Here is a 16,169-nt window from a genome sequence, read left to right as displayed (position 1 = left end):
CCTTTACAAGCTAATCTCTATTTCTTCATCCCAGTTGCTGCCCTTTACCTTGAAGGTTACGTGCATCTGATCGCCTTCCCAGGTAAATTGAAAATCCCGGACATTTTCTGCCCGGGGATTTACCATAATTGCATCTGTGATTGTTCTTTCTGCCATAGACTCAACAGTTTTTTCATCGTCGTTATCCATGGCACGTTCCATCTCGGTACCGATTGAATTGGGGTACGCCAAACAGCGGTACCGCTCTGTCTGTGCAATCTTAAAACACCAAATGGCGAAGGCTTCTTTGCCATCGCATTCCTTGATCCGGTGCGCCCCATCTCTCACGAAGTCTCCCAGTTCCGGGTCCCACTTCATACTCCTTTTGTACTGAGTATCGTACTGGCTGTCCTCTGAGATAAAATCCGGTACCTCAACAACCGGAAATAGTGGCTGTGACATTTGCCTCGCCTCCTTTACGATTTCTCGATCACATCGATTACGACTGCTTCACTCTGAATCCAGGCAACCAGCACTCGATCTCCTGCTTTCACTGCCGGTATCGTTACGCTGTGGCTGTGAAGAGGAACGCCCGACGGTGCTTTGTTGAGCCAGCTCTGTTCCGAGGTTGAAAGCGTCAAGCCTGCAGCCAGCCTGCAGATAGTGTAGTCTCCCTTCGGTATCGGCACCGGGAATGTGTTCGTTTTCAAACTTCCGTTGGCCTGTATTTCTCCAAAGTCCAAAGTCAACGGAGACTCTGTTTTCTGCGAGGTTCGTTTATCTAACACCTGTGCCAGTTTCGCTGTCCCTGGGTGTCCGTCAAATTGGTCCATCTATATCACCTGCCTTTAATCAAAAGTTCCGTCGTCAACCCACCCATACACATTGCTTCCGCTATCCGTGTGAATCAGATGCCAAGGGTGCGCTTTTCCGGAACCATTCTTAATCGTAATCTTTGCTTTTCCTGCCCTGGCTTTGTAACCTTTTGAACCTGGGTAGCTGCTCACATAATGGGTTCCACCGTGGAAATTCACGATGTCGCCCACATTGTAATCTTTCTTTTTCTCGGAGCTTGCTTTTTCTTTCTTTGGCTCTGCAAGTTCCAAATCCATTGTCATGCTGTAGGTGTCTACCGTGTGCTGGATGCCTTTCACGTAATAATACGACTGGGCAAGCTCACTCATTACATACACCAGGTCGCCTTTTCGGACAAACGGAACGTCCGGAGACTGTACTTTAATCTCCTTCTTGATTTTTCCCTCGTCGTCTAAGATTTCCTGTGCTGCAGATTTAGCATCCGCAAGGCTTTCATCCTTACCTCTCGTATAAATTCTCTGACGGATACCATACTTTGTCTCGCCGTTTACCGTGGCTTCAACACTGGTTCTTCCATCATCGTCTGCCTTCCCTACAACCTTGACCCTGGTAATCATATCTGCTGTGCTTATGCTCTGACTGAACATCTGTGTGTTATCCGTTCGGAATACATACACCGTCTTATTGCTTCCTCTCGGAATAACGGATGTCTTGCCTTTCCTGGCCTGCACAAAACACTGCTCTTCGCCTTTCTTTGCTGCATCGTCCAGCAAATTGATGATGATGTCTGACAGATACTTATTGTTCTCCACTGTTTTGCCGTGTGAAGCATTCGGACCTTGATATGATTCCTGCGGTATCTCCCAATCATCAAGAATCCCTTCTATCGCCGACTTTGTGCCGGTTCCGGAAGGAAAATATCTGTTATCCTGGCTCTTCTGCAGCTTGTAAAGTTCGTCGTAGCAGGTACATTTCAGCGTATGTCCTCCGCTCTTTTCAACCGGATTCCACGTTTCCACGTACCCTCGTGCTACTTCCTCGTCCTGGGAAGCACCATCTGTTGCGAATACTCCGACCAGGCATCCCGGCTTGATTATCTTCGACAGATAGCCTTTGGATGTCTTATCATTCTTTGCCACAAATGAGGTTCTGACGGATAACTCGCCATCGTTCTCTTCCCATCCGAGGTTTTCGATGTACTCCTTAATGTTGTACTGGTTCTTACTTTCGTCCATAACCACGACCCGGTACTGGATTTTCGTCAAATCAATCATAGTGACCTCCTATCCCGGGATTGTCAGAACTTCTCCCGGCCATATCCAGTGACCGTGATCCGAACTGCTCTTTCCGTGCTTCTTTGCTGTGGACTCTATCGTATCCTTGTTTGCATCGTAAATTGTCGTCCACTTGGTACCGCTTCCCAGTTTCTTTGAAGCGATGCCCCACAGCGTATCTCCGGAGACTACTGTATAATTGCCTCCATTCGATGATGAACTCGCTCTCGGCTTCGTTTTCCTTACGAACGCCGCAATTTTCAGTTCATTTGTACTGTAGATTTTCAGTGGTTTCTTCTGAACAAACGTAATGGAATACTCGACATTGCCATACGCTCCAACCGGTCTCGGCTGAAATGAAGAAATCGTAACATCCACGTTTATCCACGTTTCCGTTACGATCAATGTAAGCACTGTCTCATTAAACATATAGTCATTCAGAATTTTCACACACTCATTTGGACTTTTCCAGGCGTTCGTCTTGACGATTGCCTCATTCTTCTTTGACGCTCCGAAAAATACACCATCCCACGAAAACTCTGAAACATCCGTCCCCTTAGGTACCTTTACGGTACCCAGGGAGATGATGTCGAAACTTTGGTACTTGGCTGCATATTTGCCCTGCACCTTTTCGGGTAGAGCCGGGAACGTAAACTTTGAGCCCTTTTCCACCGGAATCAGTTTAATATCCATCGCCTACGCTCCTTTCGTGCTTGATACTGGCATATTGGCGAATACCTCGCTTAACTTGTCGGCTATGTTTCCACCGAGTTCGTCTGCGATCTCGCCTAAGTGCCTTCTGATTACGGCAACAATATCTTCCTCGCTCTGACCTTCCTTCGCCTCAATTTGGAAATTCGGACTAACTGCAACATTTACACTAATCGGACCAGTCTGTGGTGTAGAGACCGGAACCTCTGAACTTACCGGAGCAAATGTTTCTGCTGAGTTGTCCTCATAATTACCTTCTGTGGTGTCGTTATAGCCATAGGATGCGTTTCTTGTCGCCTCAGTGAATAAATTATGGTCTGATACCATATCGCTCAAATTTGAGCCTTCTATACGACCGCCCTCTGCGTGTTTAGAAACGCCGAGTGCTTCGCCTGCCTGCTCATATAATTCAAGCGCTCTTGTCCTCCGACTTGGGTTTGTCGGGATAACAAACTCGTCCCAACCTTCCTCTGCTAACCATGACAGCTGAGGACCGCCACCAACTCGACCACCTGCAGCGTGTTTCGCTGGTGTTGATGTCGTTGTTGGAATTGTCGGCAGCGTCAGCAGGTTGTACTTCGGTGTTACGTTTACCGTCGGACTGATGCTGAACGGACTTGCCGTTGCTGTATTAAGAGAGGTCTGCAGACTGGTTCTCAGCCCTGCTGAGCCATTGGTAAGACTCGTTGATGCTCCTGCGTTAAGAGATGTTCCGAGGTTTGTGCCGGCTGTCTGCCACTCTGACTGCAACGTAGCGAAATACTCGTTCGAGATAGGACCGTAATTCTCCATGACCGTCGAAAAATCAAAATCGGCCATCTGATCCTGCATATACTGTTGCATAAATGTGCTGAGTGTTTCTTCACTGCCGCTGTTCTCCAGGGCATTGTGAAGTGCTTCCGAATAGGACGTCTTGACACTCTCGAAATACTCGCCGTAGTAGTCCGACATCTTCTTTTTCAGATCCTCTGTATTCAAGCCGATTGACTCGCCTTCTGTCGGACCTGTGATAGACTCCATGAGTTCCGTCCAGTCCTCATTAGTCATCGAATCCCAGTCGATTGCTTCCTTGATTTCCTCTGCAGTCGGTACAGAATCTTTGAAATCCTGCATAATCTTCTCTTTGGTGCCATCCGGTACCGCAAGTGCCGTCTGTAAAATCTGAGTCGCAATGTCCGTCTGAACTGCCGTATCGAGATTGAGCTTGTCTAATCCCATCCAGCTTGCCACATCAGCTGCAGTCCAAGTCTGTACGTCCGGGTGTGCCAGCAACGCATTGTTCAAAGCTGTTTCCAGCTTCTCCTTTGTACTTCCCTCAATCTCCGGCATATAGCCTTGAAGTGAGGAGTCCCACGCCTCGGCAATCGTTTCCAGGTTGAATGAAGATACCCTTGCGTTAATCTCATTCAACTGGGCGTAGTAGCCATCGGTTGCTTCTTTCACGGCCGCATCGTACTCTTCTTGCGTGATAGCTCCGTCTGCCAGCTGCAGGTTCAGATTTGTGAGCGTGAGCGTAAGTGCCTGCTCGTACTGATCCGACGCATTGTTTACCTGCGTCTGCAGCTCTTCCTGCAAAGCATTGAAACTATCCATATCCAACTCTGCGCCGGAATACTTAATCTTCAATGTGTCAAATTCCGCATCCGTCCTGGCCTGCGAAATCTTTCCTGTGATAGCAGAAATCTGATCCTGCAAGCTCTGAATTTCTGCAGACTCGTCAAGACTGATAACACTATCTTCTAAGGCAATATCCACTTTTCCGCTGAGTTCTTTTCCCAAATCGTCCAGCTGTTTCTTCATGCTGCCATAGTAGCTGTCGAGACCGCTAGTATCTGCGTCGGTTCCAGTAAGCAGCTTCAAAGCGACTGTAGCCTCGTAATGGTTGTTGTCAATATAGGACTGACTATCACTGATGAAGTTTTCGATTGCGCTCTTGTAATCGTCCTTCTGCAGTTCGTCCAGTTTCATTCCTAAGCTGACTTTCCAGTTCTCCTTTTTCAAGGTTGATACTGATGATTGCAGGTCGCTAAGTGCCTGCTGTGTGTCGCTGGTTGCAGTTGTGAAGGTGTTCAGTCCGTCCGTCATATCACCGAATGTAATATCACTCGCAATACTCTTGACCTCTTCCAGGGATAACTTAATCTTTCCAAAAGCATTCTTTGCCACATTTTCGCACTCTTCCTGGAACATGGCTGAAAACTGCTCCGCAGAAACCTCGCTATCGTTCATAGCATCCTGCAGAGCCTTATTCTGAAATCGTACATCTTCGATTGACAAACCGGTTGCCTGGAAAATCTTCTGAGCTTTCTCAGCTTCCTTCTGCATTTCTTCAACATTATCCTGGTACTCTTCTTTGACCTTGTTGCCCTTGATCCATCCTGCGATACCTCCGACACCGGCACCGATTAAAGCACCGACCGCTGTACCAAGACCAGGAATTACAGAACCAAGTGCTGCACCGGCCGCCGCACCAGCTGCTACACCGCCTGCTTTCCAAGCGGCTGAACCGCCGTAAGCGGCTTTCTCGTCCTTATTATCGGACTTGATAGATTTATACAAATCCATTGCACTACTTACGAGTGTTGCACCACCGGCAATCGCTCCTGCTCCTGCACCCATTCCGACTGCAGATAAAGCTCCTGCGCTTAGTGATGCTCCCCCGGCCAGGTTTCCTGCTCCGAGGTTGATTGCCAGCATTGCTGACTTTCCGAGAAGTCTGGTACCCATTGCGGACGAACCAAGCATCGCTGTCCCAAGTCCCATCTCTCCGGTTCCCGAACCTAATACCGTCTTTCCTGCTTTCCCCAGGCTGATTGCTCCCTTGCCAAGACTAATAAACGGACTGGCAATCTTACCGAGCAATACCGCTGAGAATACAGACGACAAATCTGCAGACTTACCGCCCGGAAGCAGTTTGCCCGCATTTGATACTAAATTACCGAGTCCATCCATCAACTTCGCAGACACGGCATCGAAATCAAATCCCTCTGAGAATCCTTTAGCGAACGACGCTCCGATGCTGGTTCCCTCGTCGAATGTTTCCGAGATGTCAATACCGAGCATTGTCATAACGCCGATCTTAATTCCGCTACCGATGCCTTTTCCGATGTCTCCGGCGAAATCAGCAAATTTTGCCTTTCCTTTGGTGTCCCACCACTCCTTGAACGGATCAGCAATAAATTCATCCCAGCTCAGTTTCACCTTGCCGAGGAAATCTGCGTTTTTCCATTCTTCTGACTCTGTTAAGTCATGGAATTTCTTCTTCATGCGGTCCACCTTTGTATCTACCCAGTCCATCATTTCATCAAGACCGGATTCAACCGCTGGCATCTGATCGGTAAGCCAATCTGCCAGGCTTCTCACGTATGGAGATAACCTCTCGCCAAATGAGATTTTCACTCCGTCTACTGCACTCTGCAGCAATGTGATAGAACCCTGCAGGTTATCCATCATCGTTTCAGACATATTCGCTGCTGCTCCGTCTGCATTGTTGATGGCATCTGCCAACTTATTGTAGTCCTCTTCCGAGGCGTTCAAGATAGCAAGCAAACCTTTCTGTGCCTGTGTTCCTGCGATTGTATTTGCCAGGTTTGACTTCTGCTCTGCCGTCATACCTGCCGTAGCCGTCCTTAACTCACCCATCACATCAGATAAATCCCTGGCCTGTCCGTTGGAATCAAAAAAGCTGATGCCTAAGTCTTTCATAGCATCAGCCGCTCCATTGGTGTTCGTCGATAATCTCGTGAATATTGAGTTGAGTGCCGTACCGGCCATCGTTCCCTTAATTCCGGTATTTGCCATTAAGCCTGTCATAAGGGCAACATCTTCTATGGAGTAACTGAGCGACCCTGCCATAGAACCTGCATATTTGAAAGTCTCGCCCATTCCGGAGACTGTCGTGTTCGCATTTGATGCAGCCGCTGCCAATACATCTGAGAAGTGTCCGGCATCACCGGCTTTCATATTGAACGCCGTAAGCGCATCCGTAACAATATCGGATGTCGTTGCCAAATCTTCTCCGGAAGCTGCCGCCAAGCTGAGAATGCCTTCGATACCGTTCAGCATATCGTCGGTTTTCCATCCAGCCATTGCCATGTAGTTAAACGCCTGAGCTGACTCTTCGGCTGTGAATTTCGTGGTTGCACCCATTTCCTTCGCCTTATTCGTCAGTTTGACAAGCTCTGTGCTGGTGGCTCCGCTTATAGCCTGGACCTGTGACATTGCGGCCTCGAAGTCCTTGTATGTCTCTATCGTGTCTTTCAGACCGATACTGACTCCCAGGACCGCTCCGACTTGGAAGATTGGATTCTTCAACAGGTTTATGATCCCTCGAACCGGGGAGGTTATGAGGTCAATCGCTCGCATTGTAACGCTCCATGTTTTCCCTGCAAAACCCCTTAACCCATTACCCAGCGTAGAGAGTACCGGACTGATCCGTTCCTTCGCTTCAAGCAGGACTTCGTACTTTTCTTTCGCCCAGCTTGCCAGGCTCTTTTCGGTTTTTTGAGCTTGCTTGTCAAACTTGGAAACTGTGTCGCTCGCTTTCTTGGCTGAACTATTCGCACTATTGGCCGCTCGTTCCATCTTCTCGAATTTCTTCGTAGCATTGGAGACTCCCGGATCGGTATTATCGACCGTCTCAATAGGAATTTCGATTCTAAGTGTTTCCGCCACCGTCATTACCTCCTTTCTGTGATTCTAGGGTTATCCGCATAGACGCAAGCATGAACGCCTGCACGCCTTTCGGTTTCTCGTAAAATTCATCGGGGGTTATTCCTGTCTTTTGGAATATGTGATGCAGCAAGCACATCTTGCCCCCCGCTTCAATTAGTTTTTTGCTACTTCCTCAATGTTGCTCTCGTAGCCGCTGAGGGTGTCGATCGCATCAATAATGCGGTCTTTCTCGCCAGCTTTAAGTGTGTACTCGATTACATCCAGGCCGGACATAATCTGAAATCCTTTGCTTTCAAGCGCCTGCCATACCTTCTTGTTGTCCCATAACTTCTCTCTATCCTCTGCGATAGTCGCCTTGTGGATGATTGCTGACTGGTACTTGATACGGTCTGTGTCCTCCGGCATCTTGATACCAAGCTGCTTATTACGAACATACTTTGTAAATTTCTTACGGCACTTGTCGTACTCCTCTGAGCCGAGAGGTCTGATATAGAATGCAAAAGCGAGCTTGCCGTTTCTGACAATCTCAATCCTCTGTGTTTCCTCTTCATCGGAAGCGAAATCTGCAGCCGCAATCAGACCTGCGATGAAGTCCTCCTCATTCGCTCTGATTACCTGCTTTGTTTCCTCTTCGTTTGTCTCCACTGTGCTTACTGCGGGCTGAGTATTCTCCTCAGCTGTTGCCTCGCCTACTGTTACGCCTTTTACAAATTCTTTAGCCATTTGAATGTCCTCCAATTCTTTTTGATTAAATAAAGGGGAACCGCTCCGGCTCCCCTACTGGTTTCTTATGTGGTACCTCTTATCTGTCTACGCCGAGTAATGACTGTAACTTAGGCGGTCTGTTGACAAAGAAGTTCCAGTTTCTCTTGATAACATCGCCGACAGTGACATTCTGAATGTCTACCTGTCCGGAAGGAATACACTCCTTGTAAACCACACGTTCCTCGGAACCATTGCGGCCGAGAAGTGAGCCCTGGAAGTTCCAGTGTGGCATATTCTGTGTTTCTAATGATTCCATAAGCGCCTGGATAAACTCATCGTCCTCCACTACGATCTGAGACATAGTGAGGCTGACAGCAAATGTATTGGATGTCTCGTGTTCCTGTGCATCTCCAAGTACGCTATACTTTGCATTGTTCCAGTTTACGTTGGACGTGAATGTGTCAACCGTAGCAAGTAAAACGCCGTCCTCACTATAAAATGCTCCATCCTTGCCAGTGCGTGCATGCCTTGAATCGGCTGCTGCTCTTTCATTTCTCATTACTTCTTACCTCCTTCTATTCGTTTGTGCTGAAACGGAAGATGAAGCTGAGGTAGATATGCTCCATAGAATCCTTGTCGATTACATCGATGTCAAACCATGCGCTGTCTCCATCAGCAGTGTAAGCGGTACTTTCAGTTACCTTGCAAGCAGTGAGCTTACTCTCTTCTTTCATTGCATCGCCTACGCCCTGCAACTGAGAAATTACAGTTGCTCGACCGTTGGTGTCGTTGTCTACCTTGCCTACCAGGTTGTCAGAAGTGGTGTTGATACGTCTGATAAGCTCGAAACGAGTCTTAACACGGCGAATCTTTTTCCAACCATCGTCCTGGTTGTCCTTCGGCGTAATGAGGGTATTGATTGCGTTATCAATCCACACCTGCTTAGCCTTGTTGTAGCTGAGTACCAGGCAGCCTTTCTTCTCTGCAGCGATCATTTCAGTATTTGTCAGCTTTTCCTTAATCTCGGAGAAGCCGCTGATTACTGTATGAGTGAGCGAAGAGTTGGCTGCTACTGCGCCGATCATACCGGCAAGACGTGCTGCTGTCTGATAACCGTCGATCTCCGTACCCTGCTCATTCACATGGGCATTGAGAACGTAGTGCATCTTCTCGTCATTGAATGAAGCGGCGTGTGCTTCCCTTGTTTCCAGGTCTACCGTATGCTTCTCAGCAACGACCGCCTGTGTAAGAGATGCCGCATCAAAAATACGATTGATGAAACTCTGCAGAAGCAGATGTACCGAAGTGTCCTCGGTATCGACGCAGATTGTGTTAAACTCATACGCCTCTACCTGCTTAAACGCATTGGAGTAGTCCCCATTCGTTACCTGCGGATCAGTTCCCTTTGTAAACTGGGACTGAGACACGTTCTGTAATGTTACGGTGCCGGACTTGATAACCTCTGCCTTGAAATTCTTGGAAGATGCCAGTGCATCCACAAGGGCATTAGCTTCGTCTGTTCCGGCGGTAAATTCCACCTTCTCAAACTCTGTTGTGCCGGCATAAAAAATGCACTCTTTGAGAGTGCTGTCTGAGAGCTTTTCACGGACTGTTACTACAAAATCCTTTGCTCCTGGATATTTAGCTGTGATGCTTACTGCATCTGTGCTTTCGCTGTCCTGCAACTTGATACTACCCTGAGTACCGCCGTTACCGACTCTGCAGGCGATGATCGTCTTTGCGCCACCGGCGATTGCTTCCTTCATTGCGTCCGTAGTAAGTGCGGTACCGAATGTTCCTTCGTAGCCATCCTCTGCAGATAATTCGATTGCCTCGTTGAGAGGGCCAAAATCTGCACGGAAGATTACTGCTGTAACACCATTCATAACACCAGCGGTGGCATTTCCGCCTTTCTTCTGAATGTTGAAATAGGTACCAGGACGCACCTTAGTTTCGCCTAAAATGAATGTTCCTGCCATTTCTACTTAACCTCCTTCTGTAAGAACTTGCTTACAATTTCCTTTGCCTCTGATACTGTGTACTCGGCTTTGCCGTCAGTTTTCAGAGCAGCTATAACACATTCCTGCATTGTGCCGAATACGCTTCTTGCATTGCCTGCAAGCTCGCTTACTGTATAAACGGACTCTGCAGGGGCCTTTTTCTCCGGCTTCTTTTCTGCCTTTGTTTCAGCAGGTGCCGGAGTTGCTGTTTCCTTAGCCATGCTTTACCTCCTTAACTGTAATTTCCATGAGCTGCCACAAGTACATGAGGCTTAGCCTTGTACCTAAGCAATCCATAATGACCTGTGATGAATACCTGGCCTTCCTTCAAGTAGTCAGATTTGTAATTCACCTGCAGTCTCTTGATGAACATAGGCGAATAGTCCAGCATGATTACCTCTCCGTCGAATGACAGGTGGTTGGCAATATCTGCGGCCATCTTCAATCTAACTGTGTTTTCCGGACATAAAACATGGACGGCAATCCTGCCGTCCATCCAGGCTACTGTATTCGTTTCTTCCTGCTTCTCAGATGAAATCAGTCTGCAGTAAACCACCGGCTGATCCGCTGAGGCTTCGGTTATCTCCTCCATCCGGTCATATCCCATAACCAGGCATTCCGGGTACAACTCCTTGATATACTTATCAACCGCCATTACTGGGTCCGGATCGGACGTTTCCATAGACGGATATTCCAGGATGTCAAATCTGACTTCACAGCCGATTACAATACCGGCTTTTCCTGCATCCTCGCCCATAGTGAACGCATCCGTTCTCGCCCAGGTAAAGCAGTACGGCGTACCGCCTTCCGGAAGAAGGATCACATCACGCAGGCATTCCTTCACGATAGGCGCTATGTCCTCCGGGAATACATCTGTTGTGTTCTGACAGAATATCAATACCGAAAGACTACCGGCACTGTTTCGTTCTTCGTTTGCCTGCAGGTCGTAGTTGTAAGTTACCATAGGGTACTGCGTTTCACCGCCCCACCCATCCTGTTCGTCGCCCGGTGCTTCCGGACTAAAAACAGCAGGCACACCGTTGTAGGTTGTAAGCCTCTCTGCGAGTGCTGCCGTACTGACGAACCTTTTCTGAATCAGTTCTTCCAGCTTCACTCTGTCGCCCCTTCCTCAGTGTCCTGCTTTTCGATGCCGTAGGTCTTGACCTCCGACATATCGTGTGAATATCGGATTTCCCACTGAGCGTCTACCGCTTCATCAATGGGAATCCGAAAGTGATTAGTTACATTGCCGATACCCGGATGATACTGGACGATCAGCTCCTTCTCGGTGGCTGATGTTACAAATCCGGCTTTACCTTCCGGCCATGTGCGATGCTTGCCATAGACCAAATCGCCCCTAGCAATCTCGCTCAAATCGAAGGTTGCTATCGGCTGTTCTACTACCAGTGCCATATATCATGCCTCCTTAGCCATACGGCTCCTTGTAAATTTTCTCAATTTCCGGGGTTGCCTTCTCCTTGATCTTGTCTACGAATGGTCTTGCTGTCATTTTCTTCGTTCCGTTTTCAAGGTAGCCAGCATACTTCTCTTGGCTTTCCAGCTCTGCAATGATTTGGACTCCGCCACCAGCGGTACTGCCTTCACTCTTTACCTGGCCATTCCAGTGCATACGGAGATTTCCTGTACGTCTTGCCGGTGGTTCTCCTGGTGCCGAAGCTGTGTAGGTCGCTTTGCTGTGCGGTTTGCGATATGTTCGCCCGCTTCTCTGACCTTTTAGCACTTCCAGCTCTGCGTTCCTCATGGCATTCACTGCCCTAACGCCCCTGGCTACGACTTGTCGGTTGATTTTGGCTACCTGTCCTTTGACTGTTGCCCTTATGGCACTTCCTGCACTCCCTGCTTTTCCATCGTTCCACAGCTTCACTTGACATCCTTCCTTTCCTCGGCGTAGTAGATTGTGGATATACCCAAGCTACCCACCTCATCCAGGTCGATAATGTAAAACGTGCGATTTCCGAGTATGAGTTTATCGGACTTCTTTGCCTCCGGACTGCCTGCCTGCACAATCGTATGGGTGCAAACACGGTCTCTCGTTGAATGAGATTCCTTCTGTTCCTTCGTGGACTCAGCAAGACATCCTCTGATGATCTTTGAGCCGTCTCCCTTTGGTGCGTTTGCTACCCTTCCGCTCGCTGTTACAACCTGCGTATTTGACTCGACAACAAAATCCTTGAATAGGTTTCCCGGCCTTAAATACATAAATCTCGCATTTATCATCCGTTCCACACCCTCTCGTTTTCGTGCATTCCGGTATGGAAGTAAGGCGGACCATCTACCCCATTTCCAAACCGCGGCACTGACACTGATTCTGCCTGGACCTCTTTTTTCAGCTTGTCGTAATCTTCTTTCCAAAGTTTCGCCCTGCCGTTCATATCCAGGCTGAGAGGACCGGTCTTTGTGTTGACCTCATACGCAAAGCGGCGGCACAGACTTTCAAGGAGCATCAGCTTTGCTCGCTTCCACTTTTTCGGGTATGCGTCGATTGCTGCTTGTATCTCCTCGTCGGTCAATGCCGTCGTATCTGCCAGGCCCTCTACCATCGTGTCTCCAAGCTCAAACCTCATACGATCTTTGCCAAATTCTGTGATGTTTCCCGGCTCATATGTGTATGCACCTTTTGACATTAGGTATCAGCTCCCTCCGTATTGCTGTCTGTGGTTGCGTTACCGCCTGCGGATTCGTTTGAATTGCCTTCGGCGGAGAATAAGGTGTCGTGCTGTTTCTGAGCCGCTTTTTTGACCGTAGCACGTGTGTCTAAGGCGTGAAGCAGAATCAGAACGCTATCGGACTTCACACTGGCTACTGCCTTTGCACCGTCCTCTGCATTCATCTGCAGTACATCGACAACTGACTGAACATCCTCTGCACTGCAGGAAACCGCCGTCACATTGCCGCCCTCGCCCTTGACTGTCACGGTAAAACCGGCATTGTCGGAGTCGAACGGTTTAAGCTCTGCGACTGCGGACTGGATCATTTCATCTACCTGCTCCTGTGTAAAGCCTTTGTCTGCATTGGCGACTGCATCGGCGATCATCTTATCTACCTGCTCCTGCGAATAAAGGGCACCGGACTGTTCCGGTACCCCTGCTTCGTCATTTGCGGCTGAGATTACGCCGAGCTTTTCTTCTCTCTCGATGTTTACCACGAGTTCTGCTGGGATTTCATCCCCGATGAAGAATTTTTTGCCGCCATAACTGCAAGGCTTCTTTGCAATTAATCTCATGGCGAAACCTCCTTACACTGCGTCGTAACCGAAGAACGCAAGATCATCTGCAGTTTTCTTCATGTCGTAAGCCATAAGACCCTCGACAAACTCAGAATGTGTTCCGGCCTCACCCTGGTAGTTGAGTACCGGAAGTAAGATGCCGTTCTCTAACATGTCCCAAGTGAAGATGTAACCTGCAGAAGGCTCCTCGATGGAAGGTGTATCTGTTGCATACGCTAACAGGAATGAGTTAGGATCGCCGATGAACTGCATATTTGCAGCCTGGCCTAAACCGGCTTTGTTCTGCACGGTCTGATCAATAACAATTCTGTCAACTCCGAAGAGCTGTGCAAGCACGTTCTCGGTAACATTTGCAGGATTTGCGGTTGTACCGCCAAACTTCACTCTTTCGAGGATCGCAGGGTGTACCTTCAACGCATTAAATACGTTGATGCCGAGTCCTAATCTGTTAGGAGTACGACCGGTTGCCTGCCTCATGGCGGTTTTCTTTGCATCGAAGAATGCAATAGGATCGCTGTTGCCGTTGCTGAACTTGATAAATTCATTTCCGGAAACAGCTGTATCATCCTTGCCCTGTCCTTCATTCGCCCATACTCCCTGCTTCATAAAGGACTTGGAGAAATCCGAATCCTGGTGGATGTTTGCCTGTGCTGCCATAACCTTAGTTCTCTGCTGGCGAGGGTCCGCAGTACGAGGCCCCTGGCGGCGGTTAAGGTCAGTCTGGCGAATGGAGTCAATACCCATAATCATCTGATCTACCGTACAAGCATAGGTCTCTGTGTGTTCAGAGATTACTGCAGTGTCAACCTTGCCGTATGCAGGCTTTCTCTGCCAGTTATCACGTAACAGATCCTCTTTGTCGAATACATAATAGTTGTCAGAGGATAACCCTACCGGGCAAACCGGGAACATATTCTTTGCAAGGGTCGTTGAATCCTGCTGATAATAAGCCAGCGCCATAGTGGAAAGCGCTGTATGTGGTCTGAAAGCACCCTTGGCAATGTCTGCCTGGATGCTCTTTGCTGTTCTTTTCATTTACCATTTCCTCCTTCTTTATTTTGCGGCATTCTTCTGATACTTGGAAATCTGAACTCTCACATAGTCATTCTCAGCTGCATTGCTGAGCGCCACGCCGATCACATAATCTCCGTCAGCTGCCTTTGTTGCTTTTCCTGCGGTTGCAGTTACCTCTTCGCCCTTCTTGATGGCTCCGCCAGCAAGAATGTAGCCGATGTCCTTAATCTGAACATCTACCTGGTCGCCCTTTGCAACCTTTCCGGACTCTGCTCCGGAGATGTCGTTATAGCCTGCCTCAATAATTGCAATGCCTACGATAGGTGCTGTGCCGTCGGTTGCTACGACTACATCTCCATTCTCGTCATATTTGAGAATGAGGTTTCTCACATCGTCGATAGCAGCACCGGCCTGCTCTGCGATTGTCACAGACTGGTTAATCTGTGAGCCGTTGAAGTTTCTCTTTGCCATGGTCTTTTCCTCCTTCCTTAAAATCCTTCCTCAGCGTCGTATGCGTCCATAAGGTCCGGGTTATCTTCCCAAGCCTTAGCCAGCGCATCCGTATAGCTCATGGAAGGTTCTTTCTGCATATAGCTCTTGGCGATACCTTCGATCTTGCCCTCTGCATCACTTACGTGCACAGAGCCGTGGCCGGACTTGCCTACCTCGGAAAAAACGCCGGACTTGTTGACCGCTTCCACGGTGGCATCAAGAACGGCGATCATATCGTTGTATGCAGTTCCACCGGTAGCTCTGAGAGATTTGAGCATAGGTACAAGCTCCTCTTTCTTCTTGCCGATGATTTCATACTTGCCCGCTACGGCTTCAAGTTCTCTGTTCTCAGCATCCTCACGGAACTTTCTGAGTGCTTCGATTTCTGCCTTAACAGCAGGATTGAGTCCCTTGTAGATGTCCTCGCCATCGGCAGGTGTTTCCTGGTTCTGCTCAGGCTTCTCAACAGACTTTGTTACCGCAGGTTTTCCCTCCGGAGTCTGCTCTGTCTGAGCCGGGTCGTCTGCCACGCCGTATCTCTTCTCAATATCTTCGAGAATGAGAAGCTCAGCCTGGGTCATTTTGCTCTTGTCGATCTTCATATCTTCGTTGTCTCCTTTCGACTGTTTCTTTTTGCCCTGGTCCTTTTTGTCCTCTGTGTCTACCTCCGGATCGTCTCCTTCTCCGGCAGGCTTTCCAGCGGCGGTCTGTGCCTTCTCGATGTTGTCATTCAGCCTTGCAGCCGCAGACTTCATCATTGCCAGGTCACTCTCCGTCACCTCGTCACTCTTTACGATGTTGATTACCTTTCCGCCGGACCAGTTGCTAATCGCTTCCTTCACTACTGCAGTGAACTCGTCAAGGCTCTCATTCATCGCTGTTGCTGCGCCGGTGCTATCCAGCTCCTCGTCATTCAGAATCGAACAGAGGCTTGCCTGCAGTGCGTAGCATATATCCCAAATTTCATCAGCAATCTTTCTGTTCTTGATTTCATTGAAACGCTCGTTGAAACTAACAGAGTTGCCTTTCAGAACTTCCTCTACTGCACTGTCGATCTCTTCCTGGTTCATGCCGGCCTTTTTGCCGATGAAACCGAACAATCGGCTGACAAAACCATTCTTATCGCCATTCTCTCCTGTGGACTGCCCCTTTTCGCCTTTACTCTTTGTTAGCTTAATGTGAGCATCCGGATTTGCACCTTCATCTACAAAATCAACCTTGCTGATTCTGAGATTTTTTAACTTTGTTGCCACTTTG

18 protein-coding genes are annotated in these 16,169 nt (G+C 48.6%); all 18 read right to left on the bottom strand.

All coding sequences use genetic code 11. The features are described 5' to 3' along the window. Window positions 1–3: 3 nt before the first annotated feature. On the bottom strand, window positions 4–441 hold the full coding sequence (locus ACZM6M_RS02415) for a DUF2634 domain-containing protein (protein WP_489489582.1): 438 nt from the start codon (window positions 439–441) through the stop codon (window positions 4–6). Window positions 442–455: 14 nt separating this feature from the next. After that, on the bottom strand, window positions 456–812 hold the full coding sequence (locus ACZM6M_RS02410) for a hypothetical protein (protein ID WP_178684818.1): 357 nt from the start codon (window positions 810–812) through the stop codon (window positions 456–458). Window positions 813–827: 15 nt separating this feature from the next. After that, window positions 828–2,069, bottom strand: a complete 1,242-nt coding sequence (locus ACZM6M_RS02405) for an XkdQ/YqbQ family protein (RefSeq protein WP_173850642.1) — start codon at window positions 2,067–2,069, stop codon at window positions 828–830. A gap of 9 nt (window positions 2,070–2,078) precedes the next feature. Continuing rightward, a complete protein-coding gene (locus tag ACZM6M_RS02400) occupies window positions 2,079–2,762 on the bottom strand; it encodes a LysM peptidoglycan-binding domain-containing protein (RefSeq protein WP_173850644.1) in 684 nt (227 codons plus the stop codon). A gap of 3 nt (window positions 2,763–2,765) precedes the next feature. Then, window positions 2,766–7,454: a phage tail tape measure protein gene (locus ACZM6M_RS02395; RefSeq protein WP_489489580.1), complete on the bottom strand. Its 4,689-nt coding sequence runs from the start codon at window positions 7,452–7,454 to the stop codon at window positions 2,766–2,768. Between the two features lie 153 nt (window positions 7,455–7,607). Continuing rightward, complete coding sequence (locus tag ACZM6M_RS02390; RefSeq protein ID WP_302765569.1) at window positions 7,608–8,177, bottom strand: phage tail assembly chaperone; 570 nt, start codon at window positions 8,175–8,177, stop codon at window positions 7,608–7,610. A gap of 79 nt (window positions 8,178–8,256) precedes the next feature. After that, window positions 8,257–8,718, bottom strand: a complete 462-nt coding sequence (locus ACZM6M_RS02385) for a phage tail tube protein (protein WP_489489577.1) — start codon at window positions 8,716–8,718, stop codon at window positions 8,257–8,259. Window positions 8,719–8,734: 16 nt separating this feature from the next. After that, window positions 8,735–10,138 carry a phage tail sheath subtilisin-like domain-containing protein gene (locus tag ACZM6M_RS02380; protein ID WP_173850652.1) on the bottom strand — a complete coding sequence of 468 codons (1,404 nt, stop codon included), beginning with the start codon at window positions 10,136–10,138 and terminating at the stop codon, window positions 8,735–8,737. Between the two features lie 2 nt (window positions 10,139–10,140). Further along, window positions 10,141–10,380: a YqzN/YkzM domain-containing protein gene (locus ACZM6M_RS02375; RefSeq protein ID WP_489489575.1), complete on the bottom strand. Its 240-nt coding sequence runs from the start codon at window positions 10,378–10,380 to the stop codon at window positions 10,141–10,143. 11 nt (window positions 10,381–10,391) lie between these two features. Further along, complete coding sequence (locus tag ACZM6M_RS02370) at window positions 10,392–11,273, bottom strand: hypothetical protein (protein WP_489489573.1); 882 nt, start codon at window positions 11,271–11,273, stop codon at window positions 10,392–10,394. Continuing rightward, a complete protein-coding gene (locus ACZM6M_RS02365) occupies window positions 11,270–11,572 on the bottom strand; it encodes a DUF5026 domain-containing protein (protein WP_012742939.1) in 303 nt (100 codons plus the stop codon). The genes ACZM6M_RS02370 and ACZM6M_RS02365 overlap by 4 nt, the downstream gene beginning before the upstream one ends. Window positions 11,573–11,585: 13 nt before the next feature. Next, entirely contained in the window at window positions 11,586–12,044 is a 459-nt protein-coding gene (locus ACZM6M_RS02360) for an HK97-gp10 family putative phage morphogenesis protein (RefSeq protein ID WP_302765560.1), read from the bottom strand. Then, window positions 12,041–12,397: a hypothetical protein gene (locus tag ACZM6M_RS02355; protein ID WP_118096189.1), complete on the bottom strand. Its 357-nt coding sequence runs from the start codon at window positions 12,395–12,397 to the stop codon at window positions 12,041–12,043. The genes ACZM6M_RS02360 and ACZM6M_RS02355 overlap by 4 nt, the downstream gene beginning before the upstream one ends. Next, window positions 12,394–12,804: a hypothetical protein gene (locus ACZM6M_RS02350; protein ID WP_173850659.1), complete on the bottom strand. Its 411-nt coding sequence runs from the start codon at window positions 12,802–12,804 to the stop codon at window positions 12,394–12,396. The genes ACZM6M_RS02355 and ACZM6M_RS02350 overlap by 4 nt, the downstream gene beginning before the upstream one ends. Then, window positions 12,804–13,403 carry a hypothetical protein gene (locus ACZM6M_RS02345; RefSeq protein WP_489489571.1) on the bottom strand — a complete coding sequence of 200 codons (600 nt, stop codon included), beginning with the start codon at window positions 13,401–13,403 and terminating at the stop codon, window positions 12,804–12,806. The genes ACZM6M_RS02350 and ACZM6M_RS02345 overlap by 1 nt, the downstream gene beginning before the upstream one ends. A 12-nt stretch (window positions 13,404–13,415) precedes the next feature. Further along, window positions 13,416–14,441, bottom strand: coding sequence for a hypothetical protein (locus ACZM6M_RS02340; protein ID WP_489489569.1), 1,026 nt, complete (start codon window positions 14,439–14,441; stop codon window positions 13,416–13,418). 18 nt (window positions 14,442–14,459) lie between these two features. Further along, window positions 14,460–14,891, bottom strand: a complete 432-nt coding sequence (locus tag ACZM6M_RS02335; RefSeq protein WP_117483401.1) for a structural cement protein Gp24 — start codon at window positions 14,889–14,891, stop codon at window positions 14,460–14,462. A 17-nt stretch (window positions 14,892–14,908) separates the two neighbouring features. After that, on the bottom strand, window positions 14,909–16,165 hold the full coding sequence (locus tag ACZM6M_RS02330; protein WP_117483402.1) for a hypothetical protein: 1,257 nt from the start codon (window positions 16,163–16,165) through the stop codon (window positions 14,909–14,911). Window positions 16,166–16,169 lie beyond the last annotated feature (4 nt).

Source organism: Enterocloster sp. (genome assembly GCF_057861365.1).
This window is presented reverse-complemented; position numbering and strand designations above follow the sequence as displayed.